Source organism: Mesoterricola sp. MK458 (assembly GCF_055384935.1).
Window position 1 is genome coordinate 1,724,563 of record NZ_AP045075.1, and the last position, 20,351, is coordinate 1,744,913.

Consider the following 20,351-nt stretch of genomic DNA (forward strand, 5'->3'; position numbering starts at 1 on the left):
GCCTTTCCCCGCAGGCGGGACTAGAAACTCAGGGACGCCCCGGCCGTGAAGGCCCGCCCGCTCTGCCAGGCGTTCTCCATGCCGAAGTTCGGATCAGGGGTAGCCGAGGCCGCCGAATACCCGCGGACGAGGGAGGTGTAGTACCCCGTCGCCGTCCTCCGGTTGAGGAGGTTCGTCATGGAAAACACCGGTTTCAGCGTGCACTTCCCGATGCGGATGCGGCCGCTGAGGTTGAAATCCAGGTTGAGGACACTGGGAAGCCGGCCCATGTCGCCGCGCTGGTTATCCGGCTGGATCGCCTGCCAGGACCCTCCCACGTAATTCGGGTAGAGCACGCCGATGGGGATCCCCTTGGACAGGCCCAGGCCCGAGGACCACGTGCAGACCAGCCCCACGGACACCTCCTGTTCCAGGACCTTGAAGGTCCGGTTCCCGTGCAGCTTCACTTCGTGCGTGGGGTTGTTCTCGAAGTTTCCGCTGGCGATGGTCCGGTAGAAATTGAATTCGTTCGTGTCATTGGTGGAACCGACCGGCACCGAGCTCCCGGTCTGGTAGGTCATGAAATTCGGGCTGATGCCGCGGTAGTTGCCGTAATGGTGGATCCAGGTGTAGTCGAGGGAGAGGAGGGTTGCGCTGTCCTGGTATCGCCCGTGCAGGTTGAGGCTGATGAAGCGGTCCACCGGCGTCGGGAACCGGCTTTCCCAGGTGCGCTCGTTTCCGTCCGAATCCACGAAGGTCACGGGACCCGGGCGGGGATTCCAGAGGACCTTTTCCCTGACGCCGGGGAAGGCCGGGGAACCGTCGTCGTTGGTGAAGTAGCTCTTGTCGAGGGCGTTCCGGGTCTCGCTGAACCGCCAGGAGGCGCCGGAGGTCCAGTTCGGCGTGAACTCCTGGTCCCATCCGATGACGAGCAGGTCCTTGTGGGGAAGGCGGATATCCGTGGCCCGGGGGGAGGGCTTCCCGTAGTTGCCGTACGTGAACACCACGTCCGGGGCGTAGGGGGCCCGGGTCGAAGGGTCGTTCAGGATCGTGAACGGGGCCGTCGAGCCCGTGTAGTCCGGGTTGTAGGTGAAGTGGTCCGCGGTCCAGAACTGGTCGCTGGAGGACGACACGGAAGCCCAGCTGACGCTCTGGAGGGGCATGGTCTGGAAGCTGCGGCCCCAGTTGGCATAGAACTTCGTCTTGCCGTCGTTCCGCACATCCCACGTCACGCCCAGCCGCGGCTGGAACTGGTGTTCCAGGCTCTCGAACCTTCCGAGCTCGACCCCATCGAAGGGCCCGGCGCCCCCCGTGAAGCGGAACGGGTCATACCTCGCGCCCAGTTCCAGCCTGAGCCCCTTGGTGACCTCCCACTGGTCCTTGATGTAGTAGGACGTCATCCTTCCTTTGATCACCGACTTGTAGGCGTCGACCTGGTACATCTCGAGGGCGTCGGGATCGCCGATGGGGCTGCCGTTGTTGGCGGGAGTATAGAGGTAGAAGAACCTTCGGGCGCCCTGGGCGATCTCATTGCGGGTATCGCTCCTGAGGATACCGGCCTTGATCGTGTGGTTTCCGGGCGACCAGGTGAAGTCGAAGCGAATCTGGCGGTTGGGATTCCACGAATCCTGCTGGGGCAGGTACCCGTCTCCGGTGATGTAGTACCAGTAATCGTAGCCATCGGGTTTCTGGGCAGCGGACCGGCCAGGACCCGTGACCCAGTAGCGGGAATCCCAGATGGATGTCGACATTCCGCCCGAACCGCCGGTGTTGGGCCGGATATGAGTGGGATTCGTGAAGTTGGCCGCGCTGGTCACGAGGGTCATCGTCGGGGAGATGAGCCAGTTCCAGGTCAGGCTGGTCGATTCGGACCGGTACGTGGAAATCTGGCCCATGTCCAAGGTCCCCGCCTGCCACATCGTCGAGCCGGGGTACTGGGCGCCCATGTGGTCGACCCGCTTCGTGTCGGTGGAGGAAAGGATCAGTTGGTTGCTCTGGTTGATGATCCAGTTCACCTTGAGGGTCGTCAGGTTCGGACCTTCCTGCGTCGCCGTCGCGGACGCAAGCCCATTCCAGTTGATCCCGCCTTGGGTGGGGGGAAGCCGGTCATGGAACCCCTGGTAGCCGATGAAGAAGAACAGTTCATCCTTGATGATGGGTCCCCCAAAGGCGAAGCCGTACCGCACGTACTTGTCGGCAAGGCCGGGAGGATACATCGGCGGAGTGGTGCGGGTGTTGTACTTGCCCACGGCCGCCTGGTTCGGGAAGTTCGTGTAGCCGAACACCTCTCCCGCGAAGGTATTGGTCCCGCTCTTCGTATTGACGTTGATGGCCCCGCCCAGGACGTTGTACTCCGCCCCGAAGCCCCCGGTGACGACCTCGACGCTCTCGATGAACTCCATGGCCGGCTGGCTGGAAACGGTCTTGCTTCCTTGATTGTTGCTCGTCAGGTTCGTGATCGTGCCGTCCACCGTGAACAGGTTCTGATCGTGGGAACCGCCGCCGATGTAGTAGCTGGTATCGTTGCCCGCGTAAACGTTGATGCCCGGAAGGGAGGCGAGGACGCCCTGGAGGCCGTTGCTGTTCGTCAGGTCCTTCGGAAGGGAGGAAATGAGATCCGCATCAAGGTTGATGCTGGTCTGTGAAGAAGTGACGTCAATGTTCTGGACGCTGCCCAGCACTTCCACCACGGCGGTTTGGATGGGCGTCAGCTTGAAGTTGGCGTTCTGGGTGCTTCCGCTGCCGACGCGGAACGTTCCCCGCACGGTCTGCCATCCGGTGCCATGGACGGTCACCTCCCAGGTGCCCGGGAGGAGGAGGGGAAACCGGAATTCCCCGCTCTCGCTGGTGGTCTGGACGCTGCGCGTCTGGCCGGATTCGGCCCGCACCGTGATGCCCTTCACCGGCTTCCCGGATGGATCGCGCACGGTTCCGGCGATGGCACCGGTCTGGAGTGACTGGGCCGCCAGCGGGAGGCCGAAGACGAGGATGGTGGCCAGGGAACCTAGGATGCAGGGCCGTCGGATCATGGGGAGAAACCTCCTGGTTGGTGAGTGTTCCGTTTCCACCGGAAAACCGGATGGGGGTGTCAATGGGGTGAACTACCCCATGGTCCGGCAATCCGCCTGACCCTCAATAGACCAGCCGGAGGATTGCGCTTTAGACCACCCAGGACGGCCCAGCCAAAAGGAAAGCGCCCACCGCGAGGTGGGCGCTTTCATGCATTCGGGGGATTCAAACTACTTCTTGGCGGGAATCCACTTCTTGCCTTCGTCGGTCAGGTTGGTCTTGGTGAAGGGAGGGGCGGTGTGGCAGGTCTTGCAGGTGACCTTGGGATCCTTGGCCTTGGCTTCCTTCTGGATGGCAACGCTGGCGAACGAGAACGAGGCGGCGCAGAAGGCGACGGCGACGGCGATGATGGAACGCTTCATGGGAACCTCCAAAAGGTAGAGCCAGTTTAGCCGCGGAATTCCAGGGGGGCAAGAGAACACGACCCCAGGGTCGTAAATATTAAGATCCTATGGAATTCCAACGCCAGCCGACCTAACGGCCTACCACCCGAGGAGGTAGCCGAACATCAGGGGCGCCACGATGGTCGCGTCGCTCTCCACGATGAACTTGGGGGTGTTGGCCCCCAGCTTGCCCCAGGTGATCTTCTCGTTGGGCACGGCGCCGGAGTAGGAACCGTAGCTGGTGGTGGAGTCGCTGATCTGGCAGAAGTAGCCCCACAGCGGCGCCTCCAGTTCCAGGTCCTGGTGGAGCATGGGCACCACGCAGATGGGGAAGTCCCCCGCGATGCCGCCGCCGATCTGGAACATGCCCAGGCTGCAGTCCTTGGTGATGTCCTGGTAGAAGCGGGCCAGCCAGGTCATGTACTCGATGCCCGTGCGGACGGTGTGGACGTTCTTCACGTCCCCGCGGATCACGGCGGCGGCGAACATGTTGCCCAGGGTGCTGTCCTCCCAGCCGGGCACGACGATGGGGAGGTTCTTCTCGCAGGCGGCGATCATCCAGCTGTCGCGGGTGTCGATCTGGTGGTGCTCCTTCAGGACCCCGCTGCGCAGGAGGCGGTACAGGAACTCGTGGGGGAAGTACCGCTCCCCGGCCGCGTCCGCGCCCATCCACTCCTTGAGGATGGCCTTCTCGATGCGGCGCATGGCCTCCATTTCGGGAATGCAGGTGTCGGTGACCCGGTTCATGTGGCGGTCGAGGAGGGCCTGCTCGTCCGCGGGGGTGAGGTCCCGGTAGTGGGGCACGCGCTCGTAGTAGTCATGGGCCACCAGGTTGAAGATGTCCTCCTCCAGGTTGGCGCCCGTGCAGGTGATGAGGTGCACCTTGTCCTGGCGGATCATCTCGGCGAGGCTCAGGCCCAGTTCGGCCGTGCTCATGGCCCCCGCCAGGCTCACCATCATCTTCCCGCCCTCCAGGAGGTGGGTGCGGTACCCTTCGGCCGCGTCAATCATCGCCGCCGCGTTGAAGTGGCGGAAATGGTGCTTGATGAACGAACCCACGGGACCGGGGGTGAACGTGGCGGTGCTCGGCATGGTCGACTCCATTCAAAGGCATACGCTCCCCAGGGTTCCCTGGGAGCCGATAGGCAGGATACCAGAAACATCAATGGCCTCCCCGCTTGCCGGCCCGGAACAGGGCCAGGACCGCCACGTCCCGGGCCCCGGCCGCCCCCAGGGCCTGGGCGCACCGCAGCAGGGTCATCCCGGTGGTCCACACGTCGTCCACCAGGAGCACGGCCTCGCCCTCCACCGACTGCCCGGGGGCCAGGGTCACGTGGGGGCCCATGCGCCGACGCCGGCCCTGGGGCAGGCCCGCCTGGGCGCGGGTGTACAGCGGTTTGCGCAGCACCTTGCGGAAGGCCGCCCCCAGCCGGTCCGCGAACAGGCACGCGGCGCGCTCGGCCAGGTCGAAGCCCCGGTACCAGCGCCGCAGCCTCGCCGTCGGGGCGTTGCACACGAGGCTGAACCCCGCGGCCCACGCCGGCAGGGGGGCCCGTCCCGCCCGCGCGAGCAGCCCGTCCATCCACCCCAGCTCCCCGCGCTTGATGGCGGGCACCAGGAGGGCCCCCAACCCTCCGTGGTAGTCCCAGAGGGCGTCCCCCCAGGACCAGGCCACGGGATCCGGACAGTCCTCGCCTCCGCCGTGCCCCAGGGCGCACAGGGCGCACCGCTCCTCCGGCAGGGGCGTGAGCAGGCTCCAGCACCGGGAGCAGAGGCCCGCCTGGGCCCGCCCGTCCATGGACCCCAGGCAGCCGCGGCAGCGGATCACCTCATGAAGGGCATTCATCGGACCCCCTTCCCAGAACGCTGTGGTGGCGGCCGTACAGGAAGTAGACGAGGATCCCCAGGGCCAGCCAGCCCGCGAGCCGCCACCAGTTGGCCGCGGGCAGGGAGAACATCAGGAGCAGGCAGGAGAGGATGCCCAGGACGGGCACCGCGGGAACCCACGGACACCGGAAGGGGCGCTCGGCCCCGGGGTGGGTCCTGCGCATGATGAGCACCGCCGCGCAGACGATCACGAAGGCCAGGAGGGTGCCGATGTTGGTGAGGTGGAGCAGCACGTCGATGGGCAGCAGCCCGGCCATCACCGCCACGCAGGCGCCGGTGAGGGCCGTGGATTTCCAGGGGGTGCGGTACTTCGGATGCACGACGCCGAACACCTGTTTGGGCAGGAGCCCGTCCCGGGCCATGGCCAGGAAGACCCGGGGGCCGCTGAGCATCATCACCAGGAGCACCGACGTGATGCCGGCCACCCCCGCCACGGCGATGAGCCCCTCCGCCCAGCCCAGGCCCCGCGCCTTGAACGCCAGGGACACCGGGGCGCTGATGTCCAGCTGGTCGAACCGCACCATGCCCGTGAGCACCGCCACCAGGGCGATGTAGAGGATGGTGCACACGGCCAGGGAGGCCACGATGCCCACCGGGATGTCCCGCTGGGGGTTCCGGGCCTCCTCGGTGTGGGTGGACACGGCGTCGAACCCGATGTAGGCGAAGAAGATGATGGCGGCGCCAGCCAGCATTCCCACGGGCTTGCCGCCGGGGTCCACCTGGCCGGCCACGGTGTGGCCGAAAAAGCACAGGCCCGTCCACCCGTAGGGGGCGAAGGGCCGCCAATTGGCCGCGCTCACGAAGAACAGGCCCACGGCGATGACGAAGACCACGGCCGCCACCTTCACGGCCACCATGGCGGTGTTGAGCCGGGACGTCTCCTGGATCCCCTTGATCAGGATGAGGGTGACCACGGCCACCACGAGCACCGCGGGCAGGTTCAGGAGGGCCCCCGTGCCCACCAGGGCCCCCGAGGCCGCGTCGTAGCGCCAGGGGGATTCCGCGAGGGCGGCCGGCAGGCCCAGCCCCGCCTTGGCCAGGAGGCCCTGGGCGTAGGCGGACCATCCCGTGGCCACGGCGGCGCTGGAGACCCCGTACTCGAGGATGAGGTCCCAGCCGATGACCCAGGCGAACAGCTCGCCCAGGGTGGCGTAGGCGTAGGTGTAGGCGGAGCCCGCCACCGGCACCATGGCCGCGAATTCCGCGTAGCAGAGCGCCGCGAACACGCAGGTCACGGCCGCCACGGCGTAGGAGAGCATGAGGGCCGGGCCCGCCACGTTGCGCGCGGCGGCCCCGGTGGCCACGAAGATGCCCGCCCCGATGACGGCCCCGATGCCCAGGGCCGTGAGGTGGACGGGGCCCAGGATCCGCCTGAGCCGGTCCTCCCCCTTGGCCTCCTCCAGGAGCACCGCAAGGGGTTTGCGGGAGAAAAGCCGGTTGCGGCGCGCGCCCGGCGAGACAGCAGGGTCCATGGACCACCTCCAGAGGGAAAAGGCACCCTGGAGGCGGAGTGATCCCATCCCCGCCGGAATGGGTACTCCAGATTCATAACGCTATGGAGTATTCAAACAACGGTGGGCGGTGTTCCACGCTCGGTGGGTGAGGCGGTGGTTCAATCCGAAGGGAGAGCGTCGCCTGGCGTTTTCGATGCCAGTCGTTACCGATTGTTTTCACTATAATGTTTCATAACGCTATGGTTACGGCCGTACAAGAAATAGATTCCGAAGCCCAGGGCCAACCAGGCGATGAGCCGCCACCAGTTCTCCGTGGGGAGGGAGAACATGAGCAGCAGGCAGGAGAGGATGCCCAGCACGGGCACCACGGGCACCCAGGGGCACCGGAAGGGCCGGGGCGCGTCGGGGTACTTCCGGCGCATGACGAGCACCGCCGCGCAGACGATGACGAAGGCCAGCAGGGTCCCGATGTTCGTGAGGTGCAGGAGGGAGTCGATGGGCAGCAGGCCCGAAAGGACCGCCACGAACACCCCGATGAGGATCGTGGATTTCCAGGGCGTCCGGAATTCGGGGTGCACCACGCCGAACACGCTCTTGGGCAGGAGGCCGTCCCGGGCCATGGCCAGGAAGACGCGGGGGCCACTGAGCATCATCACCAGGAGCACGGAGGTGATGCCCGCCACCCCGGCGGTGGCGATGAGGCCCTCGGCCCAGCCCAGGTTGTGCACCTTGAAGGCCATGGAGACCGGGGCGTTGACGTCGAGGCGGTCGAACCGCACCATCCCCGTGAGCACGGCAACCACGGCGATGTAGAGCACCGTGCAGAGCACCAGGGAGATCACGATGGCCATGGGCACGTCCCGCTGGGGATTCTTGGCCTCCTCAGTGTGGGTCGAGACGGAATCGAAACCGATGTAGGCGAAGAAGATGATCGCGGCGCCGGCCAGCATCCCCACGGGCTTGCCGCCCGGGTCCACCTGCCCCGCCACGGTGTGGCCGAAGAAGCTCAGGCCCGACCATCCGAAGGGCGCGAAGGGGTGCCAGTTGGTGGTGCTCACGAAGAACACGCCCACGCCGATCACGAAGAGCACGGCGGCCACCTTGATGGCCACCATGGTGGCGTTGAAGCCGGCGCTCTCCTTGATGCCCTTGACCAGCACGAAGGTGACGACGGCGGTGATGAGCACGGCCGGGAGGTTCAGCCAGCTGCCGGTCCGCACGAAGGCGCCCGTGATCGCGTCGTACCGCCAGGGGGACTCCCGCAGGATGAGCGGGAAGGTGATGCCGATCTTCGAGAGGGAGCTCTGGGCGTAGGCGGACCATCCGGTGGCCACCGCGGCGCTGGAGACGCCGTATTCCAGGATGAGGTCCCAGCCGATGATCCAGGCGAAGAGCTCGCCGAGGGTGGCGTAGGCGTAGGTGTAGGCCGAGCCGGCCACCGGGACCATGGAGGCGAACTCCGCGTAGCACAGGGCCGCGAAGATGCAGGTGATGCCGGCGACCACGTAGCTGAGCATGAGGGCGGGGCCGGCCACGTTGTGCGCCGCGGCCCCGGTGGCCACGAAGATCCCGGCGCCGATGATGGCGCCCACACCCAGGGCGGTGAGCTGCACCGGGCCCAGGACCCGGCGCAGGCGGTTCTCTCCCCGCATCTCTTCCAGGAGCAGTTCCAGGGGCTTGCGCTTGAAGAGCTGGGATCCGTTCTTTTCCGCCATGGTGCAAGTCTCCATTCGGTCCCGTGTGGGAGCGTTTCAGGGCTGCGGTGGATAGGTGTGGGCCGAGGGCTTGCCCCATGGTAGCGCAGGAGCCGGCCCTGCCCACCGATTTCACCTATCAACACGATGCAGATGGCGCGGTACGCAAAAGGGCCGGGCTTGCCACGGCACTCGGGGGAACGACTTAGGGCTGCTTCTTCCGATCTGACCCGGTTCATCGCACCCCGATGCATGGGGCCCGGCTTGTTTTCATCTTAGCCGGACGCGGTTCCCGGGCATAGCCCGGGGCGGCGGGAGATGCCGGATGGATAAATGCTTTGATTTTTATGGCGCTTTTCAAAAGGCGAAAATTAAGGGGCGGCTCCCCCTTGACGCCCCAAGATCTTGGGGTGATTCTTTCTACCCAGCACAACCCCTTGATGTCGAACTTGGCAAGAAGCTGGACTGGCCGCGTGAATTAGGCCGTTTCATCGAAGCCCGAGACCAACCCTGAGGATCCTATGCACATTTCCCGCTCCTTCACCAAATCCGGCCAGGATCCGCTCACGGGAATCCCCTTCGTGGGCCGCACCAGCCGGATCACCAAGCTGGACGGCACGGTGGTGTTCGAGGCCAAGGACGTGATGGTCCCCGAGAGCTGGTCCCAGGTGGCGGTGGACATCCTGGCCCAGAAATACTTCCGCCGGAAGGGCATCGACGCGGCCAACGGCGGCGAGAAGGACGCCCGGCAGGTGTTCCATCGGCTGGCGGGCTGCTGGCGCCACTGGGGCCAGCAGCACGGCTACTTCGACACGCCCGAGGACGCCCAGGCGTTCTACGACGAGCTGGTCTACATGCTCGCCAACCAGATGTGCGCCCCCAACAGCCCGCAGTGGTTCAACACCGGCCTGCACTACGCCTACGGCATCTCCGGCCCGGCCCAGGGCCACAGCTACGTGGACCCGGCCACCGGGGCCATGTGCCAATCCACGTCCGCGTACGAGCGCCCCCAGCCCCACGCCTGCTTCATCCAGAGCGTCGAGGACGACCTGGTGAACCCCGGCGGCATCATGGACCTGTGGACCCGCGAGGCCCGGATCTTCAAGTACGGCAGCGGCACCGGCACCAACTTCTCCAAGGTCCGCGGGGCCACCGAGAACCTCTCCGGGGGCGGGTGCTCCTCGGGTCTCATGTCCTTCCTGGCCGTGGGCGACCGGGCCGCGGGGGCCATAAAGTCCGGCGGCACCACCCGCCGCGCCGCCAAGATGGTCTGCCTGGACCTGGACCACCCCGACGTGGAGGCCTTCATCGACTGGAAGGTCACCGAGGAGCGCAAGGTGGCCATGATGGCCGCGGGCAGCATCGTCCTGGGCCGCACCTGGAACGCCCTGTGCGAGGCCGTGGAGGGCTCCACCACCCGGGACGCCGATCCCCGCACCAACGACAAGCTCCGCAAGGCCCTGGCCCGGGCCAAGGGCGAGGGCGTGGCCCCGGCCTTCCTCTCCCAGTCCATGAGCCGCCTGGCCCAGGGGGACTTCAGCCGCGACCTCAAGACCTACGACACCGGCTGGGACGGCGACGCCTACGCCACCGTGGGCGGCATGAACTCCAACAACTCCGTGCGGATCCCCGACCAGTTCATGCGCGCCCTGGAAAAGGACGGCGACTGGTACCTGGAGCGGCGCACCGACGGCAAGGTCCACAAGACCCTCAAGGCCCGCGACCTGTGGACCAAGATCAACTACGCCGCCTGGGCCTGCGCGGATCCCGGCATCCAGTTCGACACCACCATCAACGACTGGCACACCTGCCCCGCCGACGGCCCCATCAACGCCAGCAACCCCTGCTCCGAATACATGTTCCTGGACGACACCGCCTGCAACCTCGCGTCCCTGAACCTCTGCAGCTTCCTCACCCCCGACGGCGGCTTCGACCTGGCCGGGTACCGCCACGCCATCCGCCTGTGGACCATCGTGCTGGAGATATCGGTCCTGATGGCGCAGTTCCCCTCCGAACGCATCGCCCAGCTCTCCCACGACTTCCGCACCCTGGGCCTGGGCTACGCCAACCTGGGCGCCATGCTCATGCGCCTGGGCATCCCCTACGACAGCGAGGCCGGCACCCAGTGGTGCGCGGCGCTGACCGCCATCCTCACCGGCGACGCCTACGCCGCCAGCGCCGAGATGGCCGGACAGCTGGGCCCCTTCCCGGGCTACGCGCACAACCGCGAGGCCATGCTCCGCGTGATCCGCAACCATCGCCGCGCCGCCTACGACGCCCCCGCCTCCGAATACGAGCAGCTCTCCATCACGCCCCAGGGCCTCAAGGGCAGCCTGCTGCCCAAGTCCATCCTGGAGGCCTCCCGGGACAGCTGGGACCACGCCCTGGCCCTGGGCGAGGCCCACGGCTTCCGCAACGCCCAGGTGACCGTGCTGGCCCCCACCGGCACCATCGGCCTGCTCATGGATTGCGACACCACCGGCGTCGAGCCGGACTTCGCCCTGGTCAAGTTCAAGAAGCTGGCCGGCGGAGGCTACTTCAAGCTGGTGAACCGGGCCATCCCCGAGGCCCTCATGCGCCTGGGCTACAACCCCGCCCAGATCCGCGACATCGAGCGGCACGTGGTGGGCTGGCTGGAGATCACCGACGAGACCCCGGGCGTCACCCGCAGCCGGCTGCTGGCCAAGGGCTGGACCGTCGAGGAGCTCGCCGCCATCGAGGACAAGCTCCCCACCGCCTTCGACCCCGCCTACGTGATCCCCGTGGACCGCCTGAAGAAGGACTTCGGCGACGCGGACGCCCAGACCTTCCTGGACGCCCTGGCCGGCACCATGACCGTGGAAGGCGCGCCCCACCTCAAGGACGAGCACCTGCCCATCTTCGACTGCGCCAACCGGTGCGGCCGCAAGGGCCAGCGCTACATCGCCCCCATGGGCCACATCCGCATGATGGGGGCTGCGCAGCCCTTCCTGAGCGGCGCCATCAGCAAGACCATCAACCTCCCCGCCGAGGCCACCATGGAGGAGGTGGGCGCGATCTACAAGGCCTCCTGGCAGCACATGCTCAAGGCCGTGGCCCTCTACCGCGACGGCTCCAAGATGAGCCAGGCCATCGCCACCAACCTGGACCTCCTGGAGGGGATCGACACCCTCGTGGACGACGAGGCCCCCAAGCCAGAGAAGGTCCACGCCCTCAGCCAGGCCCTGGCCAACCAGGTGGTGCGCACCTACCGCAAGAAGCTCCCCAACCGGCGCGGCGGCTACACCCAGGCCGCCACCATCGGAGGCACCAAGCTCTACCTGCGCACCGGCGAATACGAGGACGGGACGCTGGGCGAGATCTTCCTGGACATCCACCGCGAGGGCGCCGGCTTCCGGGCCGTGCTCAACTGCTTCGCCATCGCCGTTAGCATGGGTCTCCAGCACGGCGTGCCCCTGGAGGAGTTCTGCGAGGCCTTCCTCTTCACCCGCTTCGAGCCCAACGGCATGGTCCAGGGCAGCGACACGGTGAAGTTCTCCACCAGCCTCATCGACTTCGTGTTCCGGGAGCTGGCCATCAGCTACCTGGGCCGCTACGAACTGGCCCAGGTGGAGCCCGAGCAGCTCATGCAGATGACCGGCGGCAACGGCACCAACAAGCCCGAGAGCCAGGGCCTGTCCTCGGTGGCCATCGGCGGCATGACGCCCCTGTTCCCCGAAGCCGAGACCGCCCCCGCGCCCCAGCCCGCCCCCGCCCTGGCCGCCCACGGCCACCCGGCCCCCGGCGCCGCCAAGCCCGCCGCCACGCCCTCCGCCTTCATGTCCGCGCGGCAGAAGGGCTACACGGGAGACCCCTGCCCCGAGTGCGGCCACCTGACCCTGGTCCGCAACGGCGCCTGTCTCAAGTGCCAGACCTGCGGCGCCACCACGGGCTGCAGCTAGGGTACGTCGATCAAAACAACGATACCTTCAGATTTCATCCCGTCGCGCCAGCATGGGCGAGTAAAGGACTCGTACGCTGAGTTCGCCGAGGCGCGGAGTTGCGCCGAGCAGGCTTCGTGCCCAAGGGTACCGACCCATGCCGCCCAGGCCCTGCCCGCTGGCGCGGGCCGCGCCGCGAGCGGCGCGCGGCAGCGGGCGCTGGCCCTTCCGCATGCGAGCCTGTGGCGGACCAGCGCCCACTGCCTTGGACGAGCCTGGGCTATTACCGTGTGGCCCAATGCGATCTCCCCGCACATTCTCCGTGGTGATAAGCAACCATTGTAATCATTATATCTATACGACATTTCAAGAATTGTGATATGAGATGCTGAAAGCCGAAGCTGTATCATTGGTCGGCCGTGAAAAACCCCTTCCGGCCGCCGGAGGCGGCGGAAGGAGCTCCGGCGCCCCATGGCAGGTCCGGAGGCCTCACGCAGCCTGAAGGCGAAGGCAGGGCATAAAGGGGGCCCACCAGGGCCGATGGACGATGGCCGCGGCACATCGGTACAGGCCAAGCCTGACCTTGGCCAGGATTTTCCGCAGGTTGTGTCCAGCTCCACACAGGAAGGCGTTCATCGCGTCGCCCTTCATGCCCTTGAGGAAGTTTCGTCCCAGCAGCCCGTCGTTCTTCATGTGGCCGATCTCGGGTTCCACGGCCGAACGCCGCCGGAGGTGTCGTTTCAGGGTGTAGCCGAGCTTGCGGGTGCCGCTGATGAGGACCCGGCTCCGTTCTACGGGGACCCCATGGGCCTTGTAGCCTCGGTCCACGAAGGTGGTCTCGGGGACCTTGCCGGTGAGCCTTTCGACCTGGTCGAGTTGGCCCTCCAGGGTGTGGCCGTCGTAGGGGTTGTCCGGGAAGGCCTGGATGCCCACGACGAAACCCTCCTTGTGGGTCACGGCCAAGCTCACCTTGACCCCGAACTCGTACGGCTTGTGGGCCTTGCCCTTGGCGATGCACTCCACCTCGGGGGCATGGAGGCTGTAGACCTTGCCCTTGGTGAAGCGCTTCTGGGTGAGGATCTGCTCCGCCAGGATGAAGATACCTTTGTGGGCCTCGAAGGCCTCATCACTCATCTTCCGTTCGACATCCCGCATCACTCGGCCTGTCATGGTCTTCAGGGTTCGCAGGATCTTCTTGGCCCGGCCGTACTGCTTGGCCTTGGCATGGCCACCATGCTTCTGATAGGCCCTGGCCATCAGTTTTCGGTAGCTCTGGCGAAGGGTGATGCCTTCCTTTTCGGCAATGCGGAGCATGGCGGCGTGGACCTTCCGATAGAGCCGGGCATCGGTCGGATGCTCCACGGCCTTGGGCTGCACCGTCGTGTCGACGATGACCTTCTCCAGGCTGCTCTCGGTGATGACGCCAGCCTTCATCCCTGCCGTGATCGTTGCCTGGAGCAGCTTCTCAACGCCCTCCTCGCCAATGCGCTGGCGCCAGCGGGACATCTGGCTTGGATCAATGGGCAGGGCATGCTGGAAGAACTCCTCCCCGCAAAGGAACTGCCAGTAGGGGTTCTCGACCCACCCGCGTACCGTCTGCTCATCGGAGATGCCCTTGAGGTGCTTGAGGTAATGGAGGCCCGCCATGAGCCGGATCGGTACTGCCGGCCTTCCGTTGTCGGCGCAGTACAGGGGGCCGAATTCCTCCGCCAGGTGGTCCCAGGGGATCGTGGCCGCCAGGCGAACCAGTTCATGGTCCATGTCCAGGGCCAAGTCGAGGCGCATGGTGGCGATCAGGGGCTGCTCGTGAGTCCTGGGCTTGGCTTTCGGCTTCATCGGTACACCGCAATAAGGGGGTTTGTCCCTACCTTTCTGGTGTACCAGATACTTGAAAAGTTCCCTTAAAGATTTGAAGAATTTCAACTTGAGGGTTTTTCAGGGCCGACTCATTGGCCGCCGAAGACCGAAGCCGATTGTTGGCATGGAGCAAAGATAGGACGCTACCGGAGAAGGTTACTGAAACTTTCGCCAGGGCGATCGGCTGAGCCCAGGCCCGTCCAAGGCGGGGGGCGCTGGCCCGTCACAGGCTCGCATGCGCAAGGGCCAGCGCCCCCTGCCGCGCGCCGCTCGCGGCGCGGCCCGCGCCAGCGGGCAGGGCCTGGGCGGCATGGGTCGGCACGGTTGACCGCGAAGCAGGCTCGGCGTGACTCTGCGCCTCGGCGCACTCAGCGTACGTGTTTTCTACTCGCGGATACCGGTACGACCAAATGGAACCAAATGGTTTCGGTGATTTGATCGATCAACACCAGTTACTGGATGACCCCGCTCAGGTCGCTGGCTAGGATGCGGTGCGGCAGGTGCAGGCCCTCCCGGATCTTCACGCTGCCGGCCAGGTCCTTGAAGCCCCAGCGCTTGTAGAACCGCAGCGCCCTCGGGTTGCCCTCGAAGGCCTCCAGCCACACGCCCCGGACCTCCCGGGCCCGGGCGTGTTCCAGGAAGGCGGTCATGAGGGCGTCGGAGACGCCCTGGCCCATCCAGGGGGCGGGCACGTAGAGGCGGGAGAGTTCCAGGTGGGGCTGGGCCAGGCCCTCCGCGGGACAGGGATCGGGGGAGAGCGAGAGGTAGCCCCGCCAGCCCTCCCCGCCCTCGGCGATCCAGGTGCCGTTGCGGATGAGGCCCTCCATCACGGGGGTGGTGAAGGCCTTGGAGCACAGGAGGTCCAGGGCCTCCTCGGGGAAGAGGTAGCCGAACGACTCCCGGAAGCAGGCTTCCGCGAACTGTCCCAGGGCGTGGCCTTCGTGGAGTTCCGCTTTCCTGACGGTGAAGGTCATGGCCGCCCTCCTTCGATCCTGAGACTCAGGCGTCCCAGGGGAAATGGTAGGGCAGATCATACCATTTCCGCAGCGTCTCCATGTCCTTGCGCAGGGCGGCGCCCACCGGGCAGCCCTTCTCCTTCCGGATCTGCCAGGCGAGGTGCTCCTTCTCGCCCGCGGTGAAGATGTGGTCCTCGCCCGGCGCCTTCCGGCTCGCCCGCAACTCGCGCATGATGTTGCCGGCGATCTCCTTGAACCGCGCAAGCTCGATGAACTCCTCGATGTCCACGGCCATGAAGAAGTGCCCGATGGGGATGGGGATCTTCTTCCCGTCCTCGTCCACGCCGTTGAGCATCTTCAGGTAGGCGCCGTCCTGCAGGGCCGCGCTGAGCACCTCCACGACGGTGGCGTACCCGTAGCCCTTGAACCCGGCCAGCTCCTCGCCGATGCCCCCCAGGGGCGTCAGGGCGGCCTTGCCCAGGGTCAGGTCCACCAGCACCTGGGCGGTGTCGGTGCGGGTGCGGCCCTCCTCGTCGATCACCCAGCCGGGGACCAGCTCCTTGCCCATGCGGGCGTAGCTCTCGATCTTGCCCCGCTGGGTGACGGAGGTGGCGCAGTCCAGGATGAAGGGGAAGTCCTCGTCGGTGGGGAAGCCGATGGTGAGCGGATTGGTGCCCAGCATGTTCTCCACCCCGAAGGTGGGGGCGATGGAGGGGCGGGCGTTGGTGCCGGTGATGCCGATCATCCCCTCCCGGGTGGCCATGGTGGCGTAGTAGCCGGCGATGCCGTAGTGTGTGGAGTTCCGCACCGCGGTCATGGCCATGCCGTGGGCCCGGGCCTTGGCGAGGGTCGTCTCCATGGCCTGCCGGGCCACCACGTGGCCCATGCCATTCTGGCCGTCCAGGACCGTGACGGTCTTGCGGTCGCGGATGACCTTGACGCGGGTCACGGGGTCCAGGATGCCGTCCCGGATGCGGTCGATGTAGATGGGCTTGAGGCGCCCGATGCCATGGGAGTCGATGCCGCGCCGGTCGGATTCGATGAGGACGTCGGCGATGACGGCCGCGTCCGGGCCCGGGACGCCCGCGGCGGCGAGGGCGTCCCGCATGAACCCCCCGAGGTAGTCGAAATCAAGCCAGACGCAGTCGTGGTAGGGGTTCGGATACGCTTCGACCCACTTCATGGCAGATCCTTTCAGCAGGGGATGGAGCCATGGTGGACGGATCGTCCCGGTGGCACAAGCCCCAAAGGATCTACTGCCGGTACTGGGCGGGCGGCCCGAACACCCCGGGCCGGCCGGTGAGCTGGGACCGCACGAAGAGGGCGCCGTCCCCGATCACCAGGTCCGGCAGGCCGTCCCCGTCGATGTCCGCGATGGCCACCGAACCGGGCCCCTGGACGCCGCCGTAGCGCACCGCCGGCTTGAACGCGCCGGCAACGCCCGGATCCTGCACCAGGACGGACACGCCGCCGGGGTAGCCCGGCAGGCCCGCGTTGGCCACGGCCACGTCGGGGCGCCCGTCGCCGTCCAGGTCGCCCACGGCCACCGAGGTGGCGTAGGAATCCCCCGTGTCGTAGGCCACCGCCGCCCGGAACGTCCCCGGCTGGACGTCCTGGAGAAGGATGCTGAGCCCCTGGGTCGTAGGTGCGAGGCGGGTGCCGTTGTTGGCCACCGCTAGGTCAGGGCGGCCGTCGCCGTCCAGGTCCGCGATGGCCACGGCCACGGGGTGGGGCCCCACGGGGTAGTCCACGTGGGCCAGGAAGGATCCCGGGTGGGCGGGGTCCTGGATCAGCACCGACACCAGGTTGCCGTTCGTGGTGGCCACGATGTCCTGGAGGCCGTCCCCGTTGACGTCGGCCACGGCGGCCGAGGTGGGTTCGCCGCCCACCGCCAGGGCCACCGGGGCGGCGAAGGTCCCGCCCGGGGCCTGCTGGGCGAACAGGAGCAGCGTGCTGGCGCCGTCAGCGGCCACGACCACGTCGGGAAGCGCATCCCCGTCCAGGTTGCCCACGGCCACGGCCCGGGGGTTGCGCGCGCCCACCGGCAGGGTCACCGGGGGCCGGAATCCGCCGGGAACCGCGGCGTCCGGGAACAGGACGGAGACGTGGTTGGACGCGCCGGTGTCCAGGGCCAGCTGGGTGTTCACCACCACCACGCCGGGGTTGCCCGTGGGCGAGAGCCGGGCCGCCACCAGGAACCCCGGGTTGTCGCCCGCGGCGGTCTGCACCGGATCCCGGTAGGTGCCGGGGCTGGCGGGGTCCTGGAGCCGGGCCGAGACCCATCCCGAGGCCGTGGCTCCGCCCCCCTCGTAGTGGACGGCGTCCACGATGTCCACCCTGCCGTCCCCGTCCAGGTCCGCCACCGCGACCCAGGTGGCGGGGTAGGACGGCGGGCCCACCCGGTAGTAGTGGTCGTCCCCCGAGCAGGAGACCTGGACGAACGCGAGCCCCGCCAGGAGGGGGGCGCCCCACAGGATTCGGTTCATCGGACGGCTGCCCATGGTGGATCCTCCGGTTCGGGTGTTTGAAAAAACCACGGCTCGGCGATTGGCCGCAGAAGGATAGACGTCCCCCATCCTGGAACCGTTGACGCGCGGGAACCACTTTTTTTCGGATACCGATGCCTTGCATTGCGAGGTTTTAGCGCTCCGGGGCCGGAACCGTCCAAGGCCAACCGATAGGAAATAATCATTTCCATGAGACTTCCCTTGGGATGGCATCCAAAGCCGTGGCAAACTCGACATTCAGGCCACGAACCGGCCCGGAGTTTTGATTGCCCATGATCAATGCCGTGACGATCTTCACCACCTGTGGCAGCGAAGAGACAGCCCTCACCATTGCAGCCGCGGTCGTGGACCAGGGGTATGCCGCCTGCGTCAATATCCTGCCTTCCATCAAGAGCTACTACTACTACAAGGGCGGGACCCACCTCGACGAGGAGGTGATGCTGATGATCAAGACCAGCCGCGACCGGTACGACGCGGTGGCCCAGGTCATCACCGAACTCCACACGTACGAGATCCCGGAGATCCTGATGGTCCCGGTGGAAGCATGTTCGGACAGTTTCCTCGAGTGGATCGAGGAATCGGTCTCCCGCGAAGGCTGATCACCCCAAAATCTGGAGCCCATCATGGAAATGTCCCTCAGCGGAGAGTTTCTCAGCGTCGTGGAACAGGCCGCGATCGCATGCGCCGTGAGCATCGGCAACGGCAACCGCAAGCACAGCGACTGGCTGGCGGTGGAGTCCATGCGCCGCAGCATGGAGCACCTGCCCATCGACGGCACCATCGTCATCGGCGAAGGCGAACGGGACGAGGCGCCGATGCTGTACGTTGGCGAGAAGCTGGGCCTGGGCATGGGCCACCCCGCCATCGACATCGCCGTGGACCCCCTGGAAGGCACCAATCTCTGCGCCACCGGCGCTCCCAACGCCATCACGGTGCTGGCGGCCTCCGAGAAGGGCGGCCTCCTCCACGCCCCCGACCTCTACATGCAGAAGCTCTGCGTGGGCCCCGCCGCCAAGGGCAAGGTCAGCCTGGACGCGACCCCCGCCGAGAACCTCAAGGCCATCGCCCTGGCCCTGCACCGGAAGGTGAGCGAGCTCACCGTGGTGGTGCTGGACCGGCCCCGGCACGAGCACCTCATCGAGGCCATCCGCACCGCGGGCGCGCGCATCCAGCTCATCGGCGACGGCGACCTCTCCGCCGCCATCTCCGCCGCGGTCTCCGGCACGGGCATCCACGCGGTCATGGGCATCGGCGGCGCCCCCGAGGGCGTCATCTCCGCCGCCGCCCTCAAGTGCCTCGGCGGCGAGATCCAGGGCCGCCTCGTGGTGGACACCAACACCGCCAGCCGGGAGAAGGCCGAGGCCATGGGCGTGGACTTCAACCGCATCTACTTCACCGACGACCTGGCCCCCGGCGAGCACATCGTCTTCGCCGCCTGCGGCGTCACCCGGGGCAACCTCCTGGACGGCGTCCACACCTTCGGCGACGGCGTGCGCACCGCGAGCCTCGTCCTGAACCGCCACCCCCGGCGCGTGCGCTTCATCGACACCGTCCACGTGAACGAGGGCGAGGACATCACGGTCCGGTTCTAGTTCTACTGGGTCCATCGGGTCTTGATAGGCAGCGGTCCCTCCATTCCGCCCCGTTCGTTCCCATGGGTCGCTGACGCGACCCATGGGAACGGAAAGCACCGCGGATAGGTCAGGGCCTTGTTCTGCCCATGCGGGAGGGATGCTGCCGGCTACCGCGCCAGCTCTCCCGCGCGCACGAACTGCACCTTGCCCTTCGCCGCCGGAATGAGCTTCTCCAGCGCCTCCACCGTCTCCGGGTAGATGTGGCCAATGATGAGGGCCTGGCCGTCCTTCTGGGCGATCCCCAGGGCGCGTTCCCATTGCTTTTTCATCTCTGCAAAGCTCTTGTCGTCGTCCAGGAAGACCTTGCGCTGGACGGCGGGCACCGACAGGTCCTTCGCCACGTCGAAGGCCACGGATTCCTTTTCGGTGCGGCTGTCCACGAAGAAGCACTTCTTCGCCCGGATCTCCTCCAGGATCCACCGCATGCGGGTGCGGTCGGGGGTGATGCGCGAGCCCATGTGGTTGTTCACGCCCTTGCGCCAGGGGACGTCGGCCAGGGCCTTGCGCACCCGGGCCCGCATGTCGGCCTCCTTCAGGTCGAACATCACGGCCTCGGGGCCGGGGTCCTTGCCGGGGGCGGGGTAGCCCACCGGCTCCATGGGCAGGTGCAGCATCACCTCCTTGCCGCGCTGGTGGGCGATGTCGGCGCTGGCGCGGGTGTGCTCCTGGTAGGGCAGGACCGCCACCGACAGCGGCACGGGCTGGGCGCAGAGGCGGGTGACCAGTTCGGTGGGAGCGTAGCCCAGGTCGTCGATCACCACGGCCAACCGGGGCAGGGCTGGCCTGGGCTCCGCTTCGCGGGGAGCCGGCTCGGCCGGCGCGGGCTTCTCGGGCTTGTCAGGCTTCTGGGACTTGGGCTTGGGAGCGGTCCTGGGCGGGGTCTTCTCCTCGTCCCCGGGAAGGCGGCCCTTCTTCGAGCAGGACTGGGCCGTGAACAGGGCGCCGACGCCCAGGCCCAGCGCGAACATCAGCACGGCCAGGGCGGCCAGTCGGGGCGTGGAGGCGCGGCCTCCCCGTCGGCTCACCACGGAT

The 20,351-nt window shown here is 67.0% G+C and carries 14 protein-coding genes and 1 other RNA gene; 3 read left to right on the top strand and 12 right to left on the bottom strand.

What is annotated here, in order from left to right; translation table 11 throughout:
• Window positions 1-20 precede the first annotated feature (20 nt).
• From ACZ5LB_RS07450 to ffs, 7 genes are all read right to left on the bottom strand, one after another.
• Window positions 21-3,008 (bottom strand): TonB-dependent receptor, encoded by a 2,988-nt coding sequence (locus ACZ5LB_RS07450; protein ID WP_464605551.1) that lies wholly within the window; start codon window positions 3,006-3,008, stop codon window positions 21-23.
• Window positions 3,009-3,218: 210 nt separating this feature from the next.
• On the bottom strand, window positions 3,219-3,410 hold the full coding sequence (locus ACZ5LB_RS07455; protein WP_464605552.1) for a hypothetical protein: 192 nt from the start codon (window positions 3,408-3,410) through the stop codon (window positions 3,219-3,221).
• A gap of 120 nt (window positions 3,411-3,530) precedes the next feature.
• Window positions 3,531-4,523, bottom strand: coding sequence for a deoxyhypusine synthase family protein (locus ACZ5LB_RS07460; RefSeq protein WP_464605553.1), 993 nt, complete (start codon window positions 4,521-4,523; stop codon window positions 3,531-3,533).
• A gap of 70 nt (window positions 4,524-4,593) precedes the next feature.
• Complete coding sequence (locus tag ACZ5LB_RS07465) at window positions 4,594-5,277, bottom strand: phosphoribosyltransferase family protein (RefSeq protein WP_464605554.1); 684 nt, start codon at window positions 5,275-5,277, stop codon at window positions 4,594-4,596.
• Entirely contained in the window at window positions 5,261-6,790 is a 1,530-nt protein-coding gene (locus ACZ5LB_RS07470) for an amino acid permease (protein WP_464605555.1), read from the bottom strand. Before ACZ5LB_RS07470 ends, ACZ5LB_RS07465 begins: the two co-directional genes overlap by 17 nt.
• Before the next feature lie 185 nt (window positions 6,791-6,975).
• Window positions 6,976-8,487: an amino acid permease gene (locus ACZ5LB_RS07475; protein WP_464605556.1), complete on the bottom strand. Its 1,512-nt coding sequence runs from the start codon at window positions 8,485-8,487 to the stop codon at window positions 6,976-6,978.
• Between the two features lie 148 nt (window positions 8,488-8,635).
• Window positions 8,636-8,731, bottom strand: an RNA gene (gene ffs / locus ACZ5LB_RS07480) — signal recognition particle sRNA small type.
• Between the two features lie 256 nt (window positions 8,732-8,987).
• Between ffs and ACZ5LB_RS07485 the strand changes: the two genes are divergently transcribed.
• Window positions 8,988-12,386 (top strand): adenosylcobalamin-dependent ribonucleoside-diphosphate reductase, encoded by a 3,399-nt coding sequence (locus ACZ5LB_RS07485; protein WP_464605557.1) that lies wholly within the window; start codon window positions 8,988-8,990, stop codon window positions 12,384-12,386.
• A gap of 468 nt (window positions 12,387-12,854) precedes the next feature.
• Here ACZ5LB_RS07485 and ACZ5LB_RS07490 read toward each other — a convergent pair whose 3' ends face one another.
• The 4 genes from ACZ5LB_RS07490 to ACZ5LB_RS07505 form a co-directional block, all read right to left on the bottom strand.
• A complete protein-coding gene (locus ACZ5LB_RS07490; protein ID WP_464604112.1) occupies window positions 12,855-14,201 on the bottom strand; it encodes an IS5 family transposase in 1,347 nt (448 codons plus the stop codon).
• A gap of 473 nt (window positions 14,202-14,674) precedes the next feature.
• A complete protein-coding gene (locus ACZ5LB_RS07495; protein WP_464605558.1) occupies window positions 14,675-15,196 on the bottom strand; it encodes a GNAT family N-acetyltransferase in 522 nt (173 codons plus the stop codon).
• 25 nt (window positions 15,197-15,221) lie between these two features.
• Window positions 15,222-16,361: an Ldh family oxidoreductase gene (locus ACZ5LB_RS07500; protein WP_464605559.1), complete on the bottom strand. Its 1,140-nt coding sequence runs from the start codon at window positions 16,359-16,361 to the stop codon at window positions 15,222-15,224.
• A gap of 70 nt (window positions 16,362-16,431) precedes the next feature.
• Window positions 16,432-17,679, bottom strand: a complete 1,248-nt coding sequence (locus tag ACZ5LB_RS07505) for an FG-GAP repeat domain-containing protein (RefSeq protein ID WP_464605560.1) — start codon at window positions 17,677-17,679, stop codon at window positions 16,432-16,434.
• Between the two features lie 278 nt (window positions 17,680-17,957).
• On the opposite strand from ACZ5LB_RS07505, the gene cutA reads away from it, so the two are divergent.
• A complete protein-coding gene (gene cutA, locus ACZ5LB_RS07510; RefSeq protein WP_306602286.1) occupies window positions 17,958-18,284 on the top strand; it encodes a divalent-cation tolerance protein CutA in 327 nt (108 codons plus the stop codon).
• A gap of 24 nt (window positions 18,285-18,308) precedes the next feature.
• Entirely contained in the window at window positions 18,309-19,277 is a 969-nt protein-coding gene (glpX, locus tag ACZ5LB_RS07515) for a class II fructose-bisphosphatase (RefSeq protein ID WP_464605561.1), read from the top strand.
• A gap of 149 nt (window positions 19,278-19,426) precedes the next feature.
• Here the strand turns inward: glpX and ACZ5LB_RS07520 are convergent, their stop codons facing one another.
• A complete protein-coding gene (locus ACZ5LB_RS07520; protein ID WP_464605562.1) occupies window positions 19,427-20,344 on the bottom strand; it encodes a divergent polysaccharide deacetylase family protein in 918 nt (305 codons plus the stop codon).
• Window positions 20,345-20,351 lie beyond the last annotated feature (7 nt).

Coding starts and splice junctions, on each gene's coding strand:
- ACZ5LB_RS07495 (WP_464605558.1), bottom strand. CDS start 15,196: ATGACCTTCACCGTCAGGAAAGCGGAACTCCACGAAGGCCACGCCCTG.
- ACZ5LB_RS07505 (WP_464605560.1), bottom strand. CDS start 17,679: ATGGGCAGCCGTCCGATGAACCGAATCCTGTGGGGCGCCCCCCTCCTG.
- cutA (WP_306602286.1), top strand. CDS start 17,958: ATGATCAATGCCGTGACGATCTTCACCACCTGTGGCAGCGAAGAGACA.
- ACZ5LB_RS07450 (WP_464605551.1), bottom strand. CDS start 3,008: ATGATCCGACGGCCCTGCATCCTAGGTTCCCTGGCCACCATCCTCGTC.
- ACZ5LB_RS07460 (WP_464605553.1), bottom strand. CDS start 4,523: ATGCCGAGCACCGCCACGTTCACCCCCGGTCCCGTGGGTTCGTTCATC.
- glpX (WP_464605561.1), top strand. CDS start 18,309: ATGGAAATGTCCCTCAGCGGAGAGTTTCTCAGCGTCGTGGAACAGGCC.
- ACZ5LB_RS07490 (WP_464604112.1), bottom strand. CDS start 14,201: ATGAAGCCGAAAGCCAAGCCCAGGACTCACGAGCAGCCCCTGATCGCC.
- ACZ5LB_RS07465 (WP_464605554.1), bottom strand. CDS start 5,277: ATGAATGCCCTTCATGAGGTGATCCGCTGCCGCGGCTGCCTGGGGTCC.
- ACZ5LB_RS07500 (WP_464605559.1), bottom strand. CDS start 16,361: ATGAAGTGGGTCGAAGCGTATCCGAACCCCTACCACGACTGCGTCTGG.
- ACZ5LB_RS07455 (WP_464605552.1), bottom strand. CDS start 3,410: ATGAAGCGTTCCATCATCGCCGTCGCCGTCGCCTTCTGCGCCGCCTCG.
- ACZ5LB_RS07485 (WP_464605557.1), top strand. CDS start 8,988: ATGCACATTTCCCGCTCCTTCACCAAATCCGGCCAGGATCCGCTCACG.
- ACZ5LB_RS07475 (WP_464605556.1), bottom strand. CDS start 8,487: ATGGCGGAAAAGAACGGATCCCAGCTCTTCAAGCGCAAGCCCCTGGAA.
- ACZ5LB_RS07470 (WP_464605555.1), bottom strand. CDS start 6,790: ATGGACCCTGCTGTCTCGCCGGGCGCGCGCCGCAACCGGCTTTTCTCC.